The organism is Prochlorococcus marinus str. MIT 9313, from assembly GCF_000011485.1.
Classification (GTDB): Bacteria; Cyanobacteriota; Cyanobacteriia; order PCC-6307; family Cyanobiaceae; genus Prochlorococcus; species Prochlorococcus marinus_D.
The window spans coordinates 725,810-740,794 of the sequence record NC_005071.1 but is presented as its reverse complement, the minus strand read 5'-3'; the positions used below and the strand labels follow the sequence as shown (position 1 = coordinate 740,794).

At 49.0% G+C, this 14,985-nt stretch carries 16 protein-coding genes and 1 other RNA gene; 9 read left to right on the top strand and 8 right to left on the bottom strand.

The window, feature by feature from the left end:
- The first annotated feature begins 96 nt into the window (after nt 1-96).
- Genes ilvA through AKG35_RS03560 form a run of 3 tightly spaced genes read left to right on the top strand, consistent with a single transcriptional unit; the run spans nt 97 to nt 2,538 of the window.
- On the top strand, nt 97-1,641 hold the full coding sequence (gene ilvA / locus AKG35_RS03570) for a threonine ammonia-lyase, biosynthetic (protein ID WP_011130062.1): 1,545 nt from the start codon (nt 97-99) through the stop codon (nt 1,639-1,641).
- 37 nt (nt 1,642-1,678) lie between these two features.
- Nucleotides 1,679-2,212, top strand: coding sequence for an SMC-Scp complex subunit ScpB (scpB, locus tag AKG35_RS03565; protein WP_011130061.1), 534 nt, complete (start codon nt 1,679-1,681; stop codon nt 2,210-2,212).
- A gap of 26 nt (nt 2,213-2,238) precedes the next feature.
- Nucleotides 2,239-2,538 (top strand): YggT family protein, encoded by a 300-nt coding sequence (locus AKG35_RS03560; protein ID WP_011130060.1) that lies wholly within the window; start codon nt 2,239-2,241, stop codon nt 2,536-2,538.
- Here the strand turns inward: AKG35_RS03560 and AKG35_RS03555 are convergent.
- Entirely contained in the window at nt 2,529-3,077 is a 549-nt protein-coding gene (locus AKG35_RS03555) for a hypothetical protein (RefSeq protein ID WP_011130059.1), read from the bottom strand. The two genes, AKG35_RS03560 and AKG35_RS03555, sit on opposite strands and share 10 nt — an antisense overlap.
- On the bottom strand, nt 3,074-3,403 hold the full coding sequence (locus AKG35_RS03550) for a nucleoside triphosphate pyrophosphohydrolase family protein (RefSeq protein WP_011130058.1): 330 nt from the start codon (nt 3,401-3,403) through the stop codon (nt 3,074-3,076). The genes AKG35_RS03555 and AKG35_RS03550 overlap by 4 nt, the downstream gene beginning before the upstream one ends.
- A gap of 79 nt (nt 3,404-3,482) precedes the next feature.
- On the opposite strand from AKG35_RS03550, the gene pyk reads away from it, so the two are divergent.
- From pyk to ftsH, 3 genes are all read left to right on the top strand, one after another.
- Nucleotides 3,483-5,267 (top strand): pyruvate kinase, encoded by a 1,785-nt coding sequence (gene pyk / locus AKG35_RS03545; protein ID WP_041384965.1) that lies wholly within the window; start codon nt 3,483-3,485, stop codon nt 5,265-5,267.
- A 6-nt stretch (nt 5,268-5,273) separates the two neighbouring features.
- The gene (locus AKG35_RS03540) at nt 5,274-6,503 is read left to right on the top strand and encodes an ABC transporter permease (RefSeq protein WP_011130056.1); all 1,230 of its coding nucleotides are present in this window, start codon (nt 5,274-5,276) and stop codon (nt 6,501-6,503) included.
- Between the two features lie 320 nt (nt 6,504-6,823).
- Entirely contained in the window at nt 6,824-8,740 is a 1,917-nt protein-coding gene (gene ftsH / locus AKG35_RS03535) for an ATP-dependent zinc metalloprotease FtsH (protein WP_011130055.1), read from the top strand.
- A 254-nt stretch (nt 8,741-8,994) separates the two neighbouring features.
- Here the strand turns inward: ftsH and clpP are convergent, their stop codons facing one another.
- Nucleotides 8,995-9,609 carry an ATP-dependent Clp endopeptidase proteolytic subunit ClpP gene (clpP, locus tag AKG35_RS03530; protein WP_071818070.1) on the bottom strand — a complete coding sequence of 205 codons (615 nt, stop codon included), beginning with the start codon at nt 9,607-9,609 and terminating at the stop codon, nt 8,995-8,997.
- 58 nt (nt 9,610-9,667) lie between these two features.
- Here clpP and psb29 point away from each other — a divergent pair, with 58 nt between their 5' ends.
- Nucleotides 9,668-10,399: a photosystem II biogenesis protein Psp29 gene (gene psb29, locus AKG35_RS03525; RefSeq protein WP_011130053.1), complete on the top strand. Its 732-nt coding sequence runs from the start codon at nt 9,668-9,670 to the stop codon at nt 10,397-10,399.
- On the opposite strand, the gene AKG35_RS03520 is transcribed toward psb29, so the two are convergent.
- The 3 genes from AKG35_RS03520 to petN are packed head-to-tail and all read right to left on the bottom strand — an operon-like array spanning nt 10,366 to nt 12,113.
- Nucleotides 10,366-11,826: a hypothetical protein gene (locus tag AKG35_RS03520; RefSeq protein ID WP_011130052.1), complete on the bottom strand. Its 1,461-nt coding sequence runs from the start codon at nt 11,824-11,826 to the stop codon at nt 10,366-10,368. The two genes, psb29 and AKG35_RS03520, sit on opposite strands and share 34 nt — an antisense overlap.
- Nucleotides 11,827-11,857: 31 nt before the next feature.
- A complete protein-coding gene (locus AKG35_RS13295) occupies nt 11,858-12,010 on the bottom strand; it encodes a hypothetical protein (protein ID WP_167523912.1) in 153 nt (50 codons plus the stop codon).
- Between the two features lies 1 nt (nt 12,011).
- Nucleotides 12,012-12,113, bottom strand: a complete 102-nt coding sequence (petN, locus tag AKG35_RS12250; protein WP_006041398.1) for a cytochrome b6-f complex subunit PetN — start codon at nt 12,111-12,113, stop codon at nt 12,012-12,014.
- A 72-nt stretch (nt 12,114-12,185) separates the two neighbouring features.
- Here petN and clpS point away from each other — a divergent pair, with 72 nt between their 5' ends.
- A complete protein-coding gene (clpS, locus tag AKG35_RS03515; protein WP_011130051.1) occupies nt 12,186-12,482 on the top strand; it encodes an ATP-dependent Clp protease adapter ClpS in 297 nt (98 codons plus the stop codon).
- Nucleotides 12,483-13,286: 804 nt separating this feature from the next.
- Entirely contained in the window at nt 13,287-13,577 is a 291-nt protein-coding gene (locus AKG35_RS03510; RefSeq protein WP_041384963.1) for a DUF2103 domain-containing protein, read from the top strand.
- Here the strand turns inward: AKG35_RS03510 and ssrS are convergent.
- Together ssrS and AKG35_RS03500 are read right to left on the bottom strand one after the other, a co-directional pair.
- A non-coding RNA gene (gene ssrS, locus AKG35_RS12245) (6S RNA) lies at nt 13,572-13,755 on the bottom strand. The genes AKG35_RS03510 and ssrS overlap by 6 nt on opposite strands.
- 6 nt (nt 13,756-13,761) lie before the next feature.
- Nucleotides 13,762-14,943: a 5-(carboxyamino)imidazole ribonucleotide synthase gene (locus tag AKG35_RS03500; protein WP_236069649.1), complete on the bottom strand. Its 1,182-nt coding sequence runs from the start codon at nt 14,941-14,943 to the stop codon at nt 13,762-13,764.
- Nucleotides 14,944-14,985 lie beyond the last annotated feature (42 nt).

The window sequence follows — 14,985 nt, the reverse complement described above, 5'->3', positions numbered from 1 at the left end:
ACCCATTCAATCTAGGTCTTCTCAGCTATAGAACGACGAAAGCAACCCTGGCAAGTGCAAACAGTTGACGGATCTGAATATTGCAAGACTGTCGTGATGGACGATTATCTACAGAGGATTCTGAGGGCACGTGTCTATGACGTAGCCCATGAAACCCCCCTGGAACTGGCCAAAAACCTCAGTCGCCGTTTTCAGAACAAGATCTGGTTGAAACGTGAGGACCTACAGCCAGTCTTCTCATTCAAGCTGCGTGGTGCGTATAACCGCATGTCCCTTCTCAGCCAAGAAGAGTTGCAGCGTGGCGTGATTGCTTCAAGTGCTGGAAACCACGCTCAGGGAGTGGCACTGAGCGCCTCTTATCTCAATTGCAGAGCTGTGATTGTGATGCCTATCACCACACCCGAAATGAAGGTACGGGCAGTCCGTGCTCTTGGCGCTGAAGTCGCACTTCATGGAGAGACCTACGACGAGGCCTATCAAGAGGCCATGCGTCGCAGTGAAAAAGATGGACTCACGTTTATCCACCCGTTTGATGATCCAGAGGTGATTGCTGGGCAAGGGACGATTGCTCTAGAAATCCTGCGCCAGATCCAAGATCCACCAGATGCAATCTATGTCGCAGTTGGCGGTGGCGGACTGATCGGAGGGATTGCCACCTATGTCAAAAGCTTGTGGCCGCAAGTCGAAATTATCGGTGTCGAGCCCTACGACGCTGCAGCAATGAAGCTCTCTCTTGAGGCTGGTGAACGTATTCAGCTGCCCAATGTTGGCCTATTTGCCGACGGAGTCGCTGTACGTCAAGTAGGCAAACTCACCTTCTCATTAGCCCAGATGCACGTAGACGCGATGGTGACGGTAAGCACTGATGAAATCTGTGCAGCGATCAAAGATGTTTTTGAAGATACCCGCTCAATTCTTGAACCAGCTGGCGCACTGGCAATTGCTGGCATGAAGGCAGATATCGCCAAACGTGATCTTCAAGACCGCACTCTTGTGGCCGTGGCCTGTGGCGCAAACATGAACTTTGAACGGCTTCGTTTTGTCGCCGAAAGAGCAGAGCTAGGGGAAGAAAGGGAAGCAATACTCGCTGTGGAAATCCCAGAACAGGCAGGCAGCCTGCGAAAGCTCTGCAATGTCCTTGCAGGGAAAAATCTCACCGAATTCAGTTACCGAATGGCAGAAGGGGATAGAGCACAAATATTCATCGGGGTACAGGTTTTAGACCTGGATGATCGAACCAAGCTTTTAACGCGACTGCAGTCGTCAGGATTCGCATGCCTTGATCTCAGCAACGACGAGCTCACCAAAGGGCACCTTCGTCACATGGTGGGTGGTCGGCTTCCTGCCTCAGCCAAAACCCTTTGCCGAGATGGATGTCGCGAACTGCTCTATCGCTTTGAGTTCCCTGAGCGACCAGGAGCTCTTATGACCTTTGTTAGTGCCCTTCACCCTGAATGGAGTATCAGCATCTTCCACTACCGCAATCACGGAGCAGATGTCGGCAGGATCGTTGTAGGTGTGTTGGTTCAGGACAACGAAATGGACGATTGGCAGCGCTTTCTTGAAGATCTGGGCTACCCAAACTGGGAAGAAACAAACAACCCCGCCTACTGCTTATTTCTGGGTGCACAGACCGTTTGATCGCGGTAACTTGGCATATTCCATACCAGGGCCTGCCATGGCCACCGATTCCCCAGCTCAAGAGAGGGATGAGGTCTCCAGCTTCTCCTTACCAGCACGTTTAGAGGCCATTCTTTATTTGAAGGGTCGTCCTGTAACGCTCAAAGAGATGGCAGAGCTAGCCAATGAGACTGAAGAACTGATTGAGCAAGCTCTACTTGCGCTGACGGCAGGCTATGCACAGCGAGATACAGCCTTAGAGATCCAAGAGAACAATGGTCGATATAGCCTTCAATTGTGTCCAGGCCTTGGCGAGCTGGTCCGCAACCTTTTACCCGTAGATCTTTCCATAGCAACACTCAGAACCCTTGCCACCATTGCCCTGAAAAAAAGAATTCTTCAATCGGAGCTGATCGATATACGGGGATCAGGCGCCTACGACCACATCAAAGAACTCGTTGCTCAGAACTTCATCGAACGCAAACGACAGAGCGAGGGCAGGTCTTATTGGCTCACGCTCTCTGAAAAGTTCCATCGAACCTTCTCAGTACTTCCTGATTTAGGTTCAGCCGAACCTTCTCAGGTTGCATAGAGTTCTAAGAATAGTTGTCTTCACCCATGCAAATCCTGGCCACGTTGCTACAGGTACTAGCCCAGACACTTGAGATCTACTCACTAGTGCTTATCGTGCGCGTGCTGCTGAGCTGGTTCCCTAATCTGGACTGGGCGAATCCAGTACTGAGCACCGTTAGCTCAATCACAGATCCCTACCTCAATGCTTTTCGTGGCTTGATTCCTCCCCTTGGAGGCTTGGATCTCTCAGCGATCCTGGCGTTAGTAGCCCTGAGTCTTCTGCAACAAATGCTGAATACTGCAAGTGTGGCGATCTTGAATAGTGGAATGAGCTATTACAGCTGATCTAGCGGTTGTTTCGAAGGGGTCACTGCCTTGGTTCCCCATAAAAGACCAGGGTCTACAGCCTGTTCAAGCGGAAGCAGCTCATCATCGTCTCCAGCACGAGTACGAACAGGAGCCTTGAATCCCTTTACCTTTGCCCCCTTCACTTGTAAAGGCTCTGGAGTTCCTGCCGGAATCGCCAACCGCACTGCAAAAATACTTGACCCGGGTTGCACGTCGCCAATAGAACCAACCCGAGCGCGGTTTGGCAAAACAGGTTCACCACTTGGATCCAAGATCTGAGCAAAAACATCGCTATCAATCACGGCAGAGTTTCCTGGATTGGTGACCTCACCTGAAAGCACATAGCAACTGGCGCCGATAGGCCTAGTCAGACTGGGCTGCGCACCTGGATCCTTTTGATCACAAGCATCGATACTCAACTGATCCACACTGAGGGTTGCCGCTAAGGCTTGATCACTGAAAACCAGATTAAAAACCAGTAAAACAGCAGTGAGCACTACCTTGAAGATGGAGCTTTGCAAAAAATTCTCCTTCATCGTTGATCACCACTTCCTGAGATCTGGCCACGTGATGCCCTGCTAGCCAGCTTATCGAGATTGGCTTGAGCCACATCTTCTAAATCAAAACCTAGCTCACTAGCCAACTGGGCTACATACCAAAGCACATCTCCCAACTCAAGCTTGATTGCTTGGCGCGTATCCAGGTCAAAAACACCTTGTTGATCGCGAAGGACCTTCTTGACCTTGTCCGCGACTTCACCTGCCTCACCTGTGAGCCCAAGGGTTGGATAAATCGGGTTCTGACCCACATTCGGATAGCGGGCCGTAGCTCGAGCTCCATGCTGGTAATGATTAATGTCCATAGAAAATCATTGGCAACGCTGTCAATAACAACGTTTTGAGGCCTGGATGGTAGTTTCCGCGATGTTTCAGGTCCCGTTGATGGCCCAGATTGATCTGACACGACGGACCAAAATTGTTGCCACCATAGGTCCGGCAACCGAGAGCGCCGAACGAATCCGAGAACTCGTTGAGGTAGGTGCTACCACCTTCCGGCTGAATTTCTCACACGGCGACCATGACGAGCACGCCAAGCGCATCTCCACCATCCGTCAGGTTTCTGATGAATTGGGAATGCACATCGGCATTCTTCAAGACTTGCAAGGCCCCAAAATTCGCCTGGGTCGTTTTGATAAGGGGCCTATCACTCTGGCCAATGGCGATTCCTTCGCACTGACCTCCAAACAAGTTCAATGCAATCAGTCAGTGGCAACCGTCACTTACGACAAGCTTGCAGACGAAGTCACGACCGGCAGCCGAATCTTGCTTGATGACGGTCGAGTGGAGATGAAAGTCTTAAAAATCGATCAAAGCGAACAAACCTTGCACTGCATCGTCACGGTGGGAGGGGTGCTCTCAAATAACAAGGGAGTGAATTTCCCTGATGTACAGCTTTCGGTTCGCGCCCTTACAGAGAAAGATCGCCAAGATCTCGCCTTTGGCCTCCAGCAAGGGGTGGACTGGGTCGCACTGAGCTTTGTGCGAAACCCTTCGGACATGAAAGAGATCCGCAAACTCATCCGCGATCATGGGCACAGCACCCCAGTGATCGCGAAGATCGAGAAATTTGAGGCGATTGATCAAATCGATTCAATCCTTCCTCTCTGTGATGGAGTCATGGTTGCAAGGGGGGACTTAGGCGTTGAGATGCCAGCCGAAGAAGTGCCTCTACTGCAAAAGGATTTGATTCGCAAGGCCAACAGCCTTGGAATTCCAATCATCACAGCCACCCAGATGCTCGACTCGATGGCCTCAAGCCCGAGGCCCACCAGAGCAGAAGTCAGTGATGTAGCAAATGCGATCCTTGATGGTACTGATGCAGTGATGCTCTCGAACGAAACCGCTGTAGGAGACTATCCAGTGGAGGCGGTTCAAACGATGGCCACCATTGCCAGACGGATTGAACGGGACTATCCACAGCGTCCAATCGAAACTTATCTAGCCAGCACCATTTCCAACGCGATTAGTTCAGCCGTAAGCAGCATCGCCAGTCATCTCAACGCGGCAGCAATCGTGCCACTAACTGAAAGTGGTGCAACTGCTCACAACGTCAGTAAATTCCGCCCAGCAGCGCCAATTTTGGCCGTAACCAACAAATTGGCTGTAGCAAGAAAACTTCAATTGGCATGGGGTGTTACCCCACTGCTTGTCCCAACCCAAAAAAGTACCACTGCAACCTTCAGTGATGCAATTGCTGTTGCCCAGGAATTGGGTCTTCTCAAAGAAGGAGATCTAACAATTCAAACTGCAGGAACCCTTGCTGGCGTGAGCGGGTCCACAGATCTTGTCAAAGTAGGAATTGTCAGTGCAGTACTTGGCCAAGGGATCGGTATTGGCAATGGAACCGTTAGCGGCAAGGTCAGATTTGCTTTCTCCCCAAACGACTCAACAAAAATTGAACCAGGCGAGATTCTGGTCATTCATGAAACAAGCGATGACTATCTCGATGCAATCAGAAAGTCTGCAGGAGTGATTACAGAACAAGAAGGAGAGGAATACCACGCAGAAATGATCTCAAAACGACTAGGGATTCCGTTCATCATTGGGATAGCACATGCCACGAGAAACCTGCTTGAAGGAGAGGTGGTAACAATGCAGCTCAGTAATGGCAAAGTTCATCGCGGCACAGGCGGCAAGCTGCCAATGAAGCTCGACTCAATGGACTGAGGGCTCATGAATAGCTCACTTCCGCTCATCGAAACGGTGAGCATGGCGTTCTCAACCCTTAAAGCCAATCGCCTACGTAGTCTCCTGACAATGCTCGGCATTGTGATCGGCAATGCTTCTGTCATCACCCTGGTAGGGGTTGGCAGGGGGGCTCAGAATCTGGCTGAGGCTCAACTAAGCAACCTGGGCGCCAATGTGTTGTTTGTGGTGCCTGGCAACAACGACACTCGTCGTCGCGGTGTGGCCTTCCCGCGAAATCTCGTCATCGAAGATTCAGATGCAATCGCTGAGCAAGTTCCAAGCGTGAAAGAAGTCGCACCACAGATCAGCTCAAGCGAGGTGATTCAAGCGGGTGCCCAAAGTGCTACGAGTTCAATCTCTGGGGTGACCCCATCGTTTCTACCAGTGCGCAACTTCGAAGTAGCCCGTGGAAGATTTATTAGTGATCTAGATCTTCGTAGCGCACGCAATGTGGTTGTGATTGGTCCCGACCTTGTCAATAAACTCTTTCCAACGAGTGCTGCAGTCGGTAAGATTCTACGAATTAAGGATCAATCATTTGAAGTAATCGGTGTAATGGCTCCTAAAGGAGCAGTGTTTGGAAACAATCAAGATGAAAACGCGTACATTCCACTCACAACAATGGTTAGCCGGATCACAGGCAGAGATCCAACCTATGGCGTCAGCCTTAGTTTTATCAGTGTGGAAGCCAAGAATGAAGAAAGCACGGGGGCAGCAAAATTCCAGATCACCAACCTGCTCCGTCAACGACATCGAATCCTGAGAGATGACGACTTTGCAGTTCGATCACAGAAAGATGCCCTCAGCATCGTCAACACAATCACCGGAGGACTAACCCTCATGTTGGCAGCAATCGGAGGGATATCGCTGCTAGTAGGAGGAATCGGAATCATGAATATCATGCTGGTTGCGGTCAGTGAACGCACTGAGGAAATCGGACTAAGAAAGGCCCTAGGAGCTCGAAATAGCGATGTATTGAGCCAATTCCTAATCGAGTCACTCGTTCTTGCAAGCTTTGGTGGCGTCATTGGCACAGCTGTAGGTGTTGGTGCCGTCACAACAATCGGAGTTTTGACCCCTCTCCCGGCAGCAATCGGAATAAGCGTCGTTCTAATCACCGTTAGTCTCTCTGGATCAATTGGTTTGATCTTTGGTGTTTTGCCCGCCAGACGTGCAGCAAGACTTGACCCAATCGTTGCCCTCCGGCGCCTGTAAAACCTTTTTGATTTTCAGAGAATAGGCAAATCAAAAAAGGGGTAGCAATCACAACTCCCCCGCTACGAAAACAATGAGGTCAAGCGCCCAACGCAAGCAAAGCGGGTTGCATGGGATTGATAACTCAATCAACCAATGCGTCCTTTCTGGAAAAAACAAAACGGTTTTTGGCTCAAAGATGTTGGTTGCTCAAAGCAGCATCTAAAAGCGCAAGTGGGAATCTGAGCTCAAAAGCTCAGAAAGATGGTGCCAGAAGAGGATCTAGCAGCCAACGATCTAACCATCGACACCGTTACAGTCAGTGAACCATCCTCTAGCAGATGAATCAACGCTGGCGTCTCATTGCTCTCTGGCTGCTGCCCATCGGTGTTGCCTTGCTGCTCGCCTGGCAAATTTTAGGAAATGGCAAGCTCACAGGAGAGCAGCCGAGTAACGCAACTCTCGCTCCGCGCAATGCTGCGGTTACTCGGATGAGCTACGGCCGCTTCCTCGACTACGTGGAAGCAGGAAGAGTCACCGCCGTGGATATTTACGACGGTGGACGGAATGCAGTAGTGGAAGCCGTAGATCCCGAACTCGACAATCGCGTACAACGGCTAAGAGTTGATCTCCCCGGTCTTGCTCCGGAGCTAATCAACACACTCAAGAGCGAGGGGATCAGTTTCGATATTCATCCTGCTCGTACCACTCCTCCGGCGCTTGGCTTATTAGGCAATCTCCTCTTCCCGCTACTCCTCATTGGCGGCCTAATTCTGCTGGCCCGTCGATCAAGCTCAATGCCTGGAGGCCCAGGGCAGGCAATGCAGTTCGGCAAGACAAAAGCCCGCTTCGCAATGGAAGCTGAAACTGGAGTCAAATTCGATGATGTTGCAGGAGTAACTGAAGCAAAACAGGATCTTGAGGAAGTGGTGACATTCCTGAAGAAACCCGAACGCTTCACCTCGGTAGGTGCTCAAATTCCAAGAGGTGTTCTGCTGGTAGGGCCTCCAGGCACTGGCAAAACACTGCTTGCCAAAGCAATTGCAGGAGAAGCAGGTGTTCCCTTCTTCTCACTTTCTGGTTCGGAATTTGTAGAGATGTTCGTTGGTGTCGGCGCGAGTCGAGTCCGAGATTTATTCAAACGGGCAAAAGAGAACACACCCTGCCTAATCTTCATTGATGAAATTGATGCCGTAGGCCGACAACGTGGTGCCGGAATAGGTGGCGGGAATGATGAACGAGAACAAACTCTAAACCAACTGTTAACAGAAATGGACGGATTTGAAGGTAATAGCGGAATCATCATTATTGCAGCAACAAACCGTCCAGATGTACTGGATTCTGCGCTGATGCGACCAGGGCGTTTTGACAGGCAAGTCAGTGTGGATGCACCAGACATCAAAGGACGACTTGCAATTCTTGAAGTGCACGCACGTGACAAGAAACTTGAAGAAGATCTTTCCTTAAAGAATGTAGCCCGAAGGACACCTGGATTTACCGGGGCAGACCTTGCCAACCTACTTAATGAGGCGGCAATCCTAACAGCTAGACGTCGTAAAAAGGCTATCAGCCTTGATGAAATTGACGATGCCGTTGACAGAATCATCGCAGGCATGGAAGGGCACCCACTCACTGATGGACGTAGCAAGAGATTGATCGCTTACCACGAAGTTGGACATGCGCTAATAGGAACATTAGTTAAAGATCATGACCCTGTCCAAAAAGTGACTCTGATACCACGAGGTCAGGCTCAGGGGCTTACATGGTTTGCTCCAGATGAAGAGCAAATGCTGGTGACTCGAGCCCAACTCAAGGCTCGAATCATGGGAGCACTAGGAGGCAGAGCAGCAGAAGATGTTGTTTTTGGCGATGCAGAGATCACAACAGGTGCAGGTGGAGACATCCAGCAGGTAGCATCCATGGCACGCCAAATGGTGACACGTTTTGGCATGAGCGATTTAGGGCCAGTCTCTCTGGAGAGCGGAAATCAAGAAGTATTTATTGGACGAGACCTGATGACTCGAAGCGAGATTTCAGATGCAATATCCCGCCAAATAGATGAGGCAGTTCGGGAAATGGTTAAGCATTGCTATAGCGAAACTGTAAAAATCGTCAAGCAACATCGGGAAGCTATGGATAGACTCGTTGAAATCCTCATCGAAAAGGAAACCATAGACGGAGAAGAATTTGTTTCAGTAGTAGCAGAGTTTACATCTGTTCCAGAGAAGGAAAGAAGCATACCTATCCTCCAGAGCTAATAGAACTAGCAGTTAAATAATAATCATCCAGGAAATCAAGCATCAGCGAATGGATCCTGACAATCCATCCCCATTCGCTTTAAGATTTAATCTTTAATTTTAGAATAAAAACAATTTTGACACCAAGATGAAGCTGGATAAATGTTTTCGTAATTACAAACAAGTCAATCAGTTCCTTCAGGATTAATGGATTGATAACTATCTATTAGAAATTCTTTTGACTTGCAATACTTGCCTATCACAAGGCAGCCTTGTCAATTGACTGAATGAACCGGACGCTTATCGATCACACTATCGACAAGTCCATAGCCAACAGCTTCTGCGGGAGACATGAAAAAATCTCGATCGGTATCTTCTTGAATTCTCTCTAGAGGTTGACCTGTACGATCTGCTAATACTCGGTTCAATCGATCCTTTAGGAAGAGAATCTCATCAGCCTGAATACGAATATCACTCGCTTGCCCTCTGGCACCACCAAGCGGCTGATGAATCATAATTCTAGAATGTTGCAAACTGCTGCGTTTACCCATTGCCCCAGCGCAGAGGAGGAACGCTCCCATACTTGCTGCAAGCCCTACACATACTGTTTGAACATCTGGCTTGACATGCTGCATTGTGTCAAATATTCCGAGGCCATCATATACTGAACCTCCTGGTGAATTGATATACAAATAGATATCTTTTTCAGGATCTTCCGCCTCCAAGAACAACATCTGAGCAACAATTCGATTTGCCGAATCACTTGTCACAGGCTCGCCAAGAAAGATGATCCGTTCACGCAAAAGGCGCGAATAAATATCGAAGGCCCTTTCCCCGCGGCCCGACTCTTCAATCACAATCGGGATCATGCTGCTCTGCTCGGTTTTCACGATCTTAACGGCGCCGTAGCAGCGCTATGGTCAGGTGCGAAAAGGTCGGGCCAAGCACTTGAGTGACCGAAAGACCATTGCTGACAGCAAACGTGCGTTTAATCATGATTTCCCTCATGTCATCCCCTCGCTGTACAGACGTACAACCGATGAACTTCTTGTCGAGCTGCATCTCCTGAGCCATCAGAAGCATTTCCACCCAGACGCACTCTTTGCTATTGGCCTTAGCCAAGTTTTTGATGTCTTCACGAGTGGTTACCGACCAGAAGCTCACGTCAAGACGTTGTTCGATGCCCTATGTCGAAGCTGCGGCTTCGACCCAAATGCTTTGCGCAAGCAGGCCCAACAAACTCTTGAGTCGGTACGGGGTCACGATCTTGAGGAGGTCCAAGGCTGGATCCAACAACAAGGCAAAGGGGCTCCTGAAGCTCTCGCCAAGGCATTGCGTAATACTGCTGGTAGCACCACTTTTCATTACTCACGCCTAATGGCCGTGGGGTTGCTCAGCCTTCTCGCATCTGCCCAAGGTGATGAATCATCTGATCCCGAAAAACTAAGCCAAATCGCCCATGAACTAAGTGAATCAGTTGGATTCTCCAAAGCCAGAGTTGAAAAAGATCTGAACCTCTACAAGTCCAACCTCGAGAAGATGGCCCAGGCTGTAGAACTAACTGAACAAATTCTAGAATCTGAACGTCGCAAACGGGAACAAAATGAATCTGCAAAACTCAACACTGGATCATCAGAGCAAATGTCTCAGGGGGTTGAAGCTTGTTCCAATATCAGCTGACCTGACATCCACCACCAGTCTGTTTTTTTGAGTTTGGCACCCCGCAAATAACTTAGGTTCATCGTTAAAAACTTAGCCTGTTTAACTGGGGCTGGCCAGGATCTATTAAGCAAACCTAAACGATACAATCCAGCTGTATCAGCGGACATTTTCATAACATCAGGATGGACTAGGTTGATAGTTTTATTAGAGATCTCAGTGAGCATTGGTGAGTCGCCAATAGCAATACCAAAACGAGTAGGTTTTCCATTTTGTTTTTGCCAAACCCATCCACCAACAACTCTCTCACCATCCGAGTAAGGTTGTCTCCAGAGCGTAAGTCCATAGAAGTCAGCGTCAGTATTTTGATCATTTTTGACAACAGAGTTATCTTCTTTAATGAAGTTTCGTGCTTCCAGACGTTGACTAACAGTATCGATAACTGGTTGCCATCGTGAGGAGCCCTCTGGTAGATCAAGTTGGATTTGAATGCTGGCTTGAAAAGGCCCTTTACGTTGCTTGGCCAGGCTAAGATCAAGTGGTAACGATGCAAGTCTCAACCCTAATTGCTGATTAATGCCATAGTTCTTATCAAGGGAATCCTGAATAATCTGCTTAGAAAGCAAACTGCCAAAAAGCAAGTCCATACTCTTCACTTGCATATTCAGGAGAGCCTGATCTGAATCAGGTCTACCTGGCGATTTGATCGCCGTAGGGCGATACTGAAAAGGGCTGGCATCAATGCCAACCGGAGCCAAACCAAAAGGGCGATAACCAACAACTCCTTGCCATTTGAGTTGATTACGATCCAATCGCAGTGACAAACATCCATAACGTGAAATTTGCAAAAGAGGTGCCATTGCTCCACTCACTGAAGCCAAGCCATCGGGACTCCAGCTCACCGCTGGCCCATGTTGTAGAACAGAATTGCAAAAACGCTGTAAAGACGATTGAGCAGCAGAAGAATGGACAAACCCTTCACCAAGGCTTTGAAGTAGCTGTTGACGATGCAAGCCATCTGAAGCGATGACAACCACATCATCAAGACGCTTAAAAGCAATGCTTGAATTAACACTCATCGGCCAAAGGATCTCTGGCAAAAGCAAATAAGCCTCGCCATCATTTGCCCACGCCTGCCACCAGAGACCCCGACCCTGACGTCGCCAAAGATCCTTGGCCAGGTTCATGCCAAGACGGTCCTGCCATAGACGCGGGGCTTGGCCTTGCGGATCTCCTCGAAAACTCTGGATCAAAGTCATCTCTGTCATCAAGCGAGCAAATGTCCCTAACCGTTCTGTGCGGCTAGATGACAAATGCCCCTTTAAAAGCAGGAGAACGATCGTTGGGATTAAAAGCAGCGAGCAAATTCCAGCCGAACTGACAGGAAAGCGACAAGGGATGTAGACAATCTTCTTCAGCCTTAAGAGGCCTAGGGAATGCTGAGACATCCAATCGCCCTTTACCTATGGCAGCTGGGGATCAAACTTTCTCATTTGTCTTTTTGCGACGACGACGATCTAGCCGATCAACGACTGAAAGATAAATAACCGAAATGGTCACAAAGGCCAAAAGGATGACAGCTGCTCCGGCGAGAAGCTGATTGCTCCCTAGGCTTTGGAAAGCCTCAGGCACCTCAGAAGTTCAGTGTACCGTCGCCATTACGTCCCCACACGACCATGGCGATAGAGAAACTGAACACAGCCGCCAGTGAGGCCCAGGCGAGAGTGAACAACATAGAAGACGCAAATCAGATTGACTTAGCCTGGTAAGGCTTCAACCATTTTACACGTCAAAGCCTTCATCAGTCATGACGTTCGCGACTCCTGGTACTACGCCACTTCTTGAACGTGCCAAGCAAACTCAGAGGTATCCACAAGCTCGAGTGATCGTGCTCAACGATGATGTAAACACCTTTCAGCACGTCGTTGATTGTCTGCGAAGGATCATTCCAGGCATGAGCGAGGAGAGGGCCTGGAATCTTGCGCATCAAATCGACGGTCAAGGTTCAGCAGAGGTCTGGTGTGGTCCACTTGAGCAGGCCGAGCTCTACCACCAGCAACTGTCTGGGGAGGGGCTAACAATGGCACCACTTGAACGGTGCTGAAACAAGGCAAAGCTGATCAACCTTCAATACAGCACAATGATCTTGTTGCTTTTTGCAAGACTGACAAAAGGCTTTTCGAGCAGCAACGGCAAAAACATTCAGCGCTCAATGCCTAGCTGAATGTGCATTGAAAAAAATCTTTGAAGAGTTAATATAAAAATCACGATTAATCAACTTAAAAGGAACAGATCCTGCTACAAAATGAAAAGGATCGACAGCCTATATAACATAGACAGTTTAACTTCCATCAACAATTACAAAGAAAATCAGCAAAGACTCATTTCTAAAAATCTCAATATTACACCGCTCTAATGGCCCCACGACTCATCCTCGATAGTTTTCAAAATAGTCAAACAAATATAACTCTCTGAGCTCAAAATACTGACTTTGGCAAGTAAAAGCTGAATCTAGCCTACAAACTAATTCGTAATATAGTTATCGAGGGATTGCTCAGAGAAGAACAATCCTTGACTTTTGGGTTATCAATGTACCTAGAATATATCTGAACTTTGAATGAAGATCCTAGCAAGAATGAGAAAAATAAAATTTACCTATAGTCTCGATTAAAAGGGTTAGAACCCTCTGGGGAACATTGAACACAACCTCGCCAGGGTGGATAGACAACGCGTGAATCTATTCGTCATGAACCTTGCAGGGAGGGCCTTGACCTGGGAGCAAAAGTAGAATACTTGGGATCGAAACCACCGCAAGGAAAAATATAGGATTTAAGTATCGCCTCTTAGACAGAGCTGCTTTCACCTTGAAACTTTGGCTAGTTTCGATCAATTACACGAAAAAGTTGCGATGGGTCGAGTTGTAATCACGCACAGCACCTACGTAGAGGGTCTAATTCCATGGTTGAAGGCCCTTGCAGAGGAGAAGAACATTCAAACGATTACACCAGCCGTCATCCGACGCGTCAAAGGTCATTGTCCAGAACTTCGCCTGAGAATTACAACGCCGATCAAGGGTGGTTTCAAACTGGTTGCCAGACTTGGCAGCTCAGCTCAGGAGGTTTTTGTTGTCACAAAATTGGACGAAGGGTCATTATTGAAACGACTTAATCACAGTCGTCCAGGCGTTCAAAAGAGGTGAACCGCCATGCCGTGCGAGCCCCAGTGTTCGACCTGGAAGAACCAGAAGGGGAAGCAAAGTGGGGCTTCGTTTCCGGAAGCAAGTCCGGTCTACGTCACCTTCACGACAGCCTCCCCAAATCGAAAGAGAGTCAGATCAGAGCACTAGAAAAAGGCCGTCACCAACACAGCAGTTCAAGCAGAATTTAAGCGCAAACGGTGTCCTGCGTCGGCCAAATTGAGCGAATGTGCTTTAAGGCAGTTTCCGCCTCGAGCTGACGGCTGGGCGCATCAACACCATTAAGCAGCACGGTCACATGACCGAGCTTGCGGCCTGGAGTTTCACAATCTTTTCCATACCAGTGCAAATGGAAGCGATCACAACTGCGCAGCTTCGCTAGGCGCTCATCTAGAGAGGACTCACCCCCTTTTTGCAAACCTAGAAGATTTACCATTAAGGCTCCAGGTGCATGGAGATGGGTTTCAGGCACTGGCAAGCCCGCCGCGATACAAAGTTGTTGATCAAACTGGCTGCTGCTGCAGGCTTCGATCGAAAAATGTGCGGAATTATGAGTGCGAGGTGCAACTTCATTGACCTGTAGTCCGTCTGGTCCGTAGAAAAATTCAACAGCAAGCACGCCCACGTAATTGAGCTCTGTTAGAAGAGACGCTGCCATGTTGTAGGCCATCATTTCCACAGCATGATCAACACTCGCAGGTGCAATCACCCAATCACACACCTGTTGGAACTGATGAGTCTCAGCAAGAGGCAGGCTACGAACACGGCCCTGAGCATCTCGACTAACAACAATGGCTAATTCCTTTTCAAACGGCACCCAGCTCTCAAGCAGCCATTGAGTTGGATCCACTGAGCGCAGAAGTTGCGATAAATCCTCGACACTCTTGAGAACCTTGGTTCCTTTGCCGTCATATCCCCACCGACTTGACTTGGCCATCACCGGAAAGTTCCACTCCCTAGGAAGCTCTGGCTGAGCAAAAGAAATCGAACTCAGCAAAGTCCAATCAGGGCTAGGAAGATCTAGATCACGAAGCAACTGACGCTGCGAGATTTTGTCGACCAATGGAGCAAGCGCAGTAAGAGACGGAGAAAAACACACCCCTTGTTGTTCAAGGGGAATCAGAGCTTCAATATCGACCCATTCGTTCTCAAACGTGACGCCACAACACCCCTGCACGAGCTTGCCAGTAGCTTCTACATCCACTGGGTCGGCCAAGACAAGTCGAGTTGCTTCAACAGCAGCGGGATCGATTGCAGATCCAGACTGCACGACAACATCTACAGCGCGGCTTTTTGCTGCTTGCGCCAACATCTGAGCCAACTGACCACCACCGACGACCCCAATCATTGGGCTTTTAACGCTGCTCATGCAGAGAGAATCAACCACGCAATCCTGCAAGCATTGCATCCC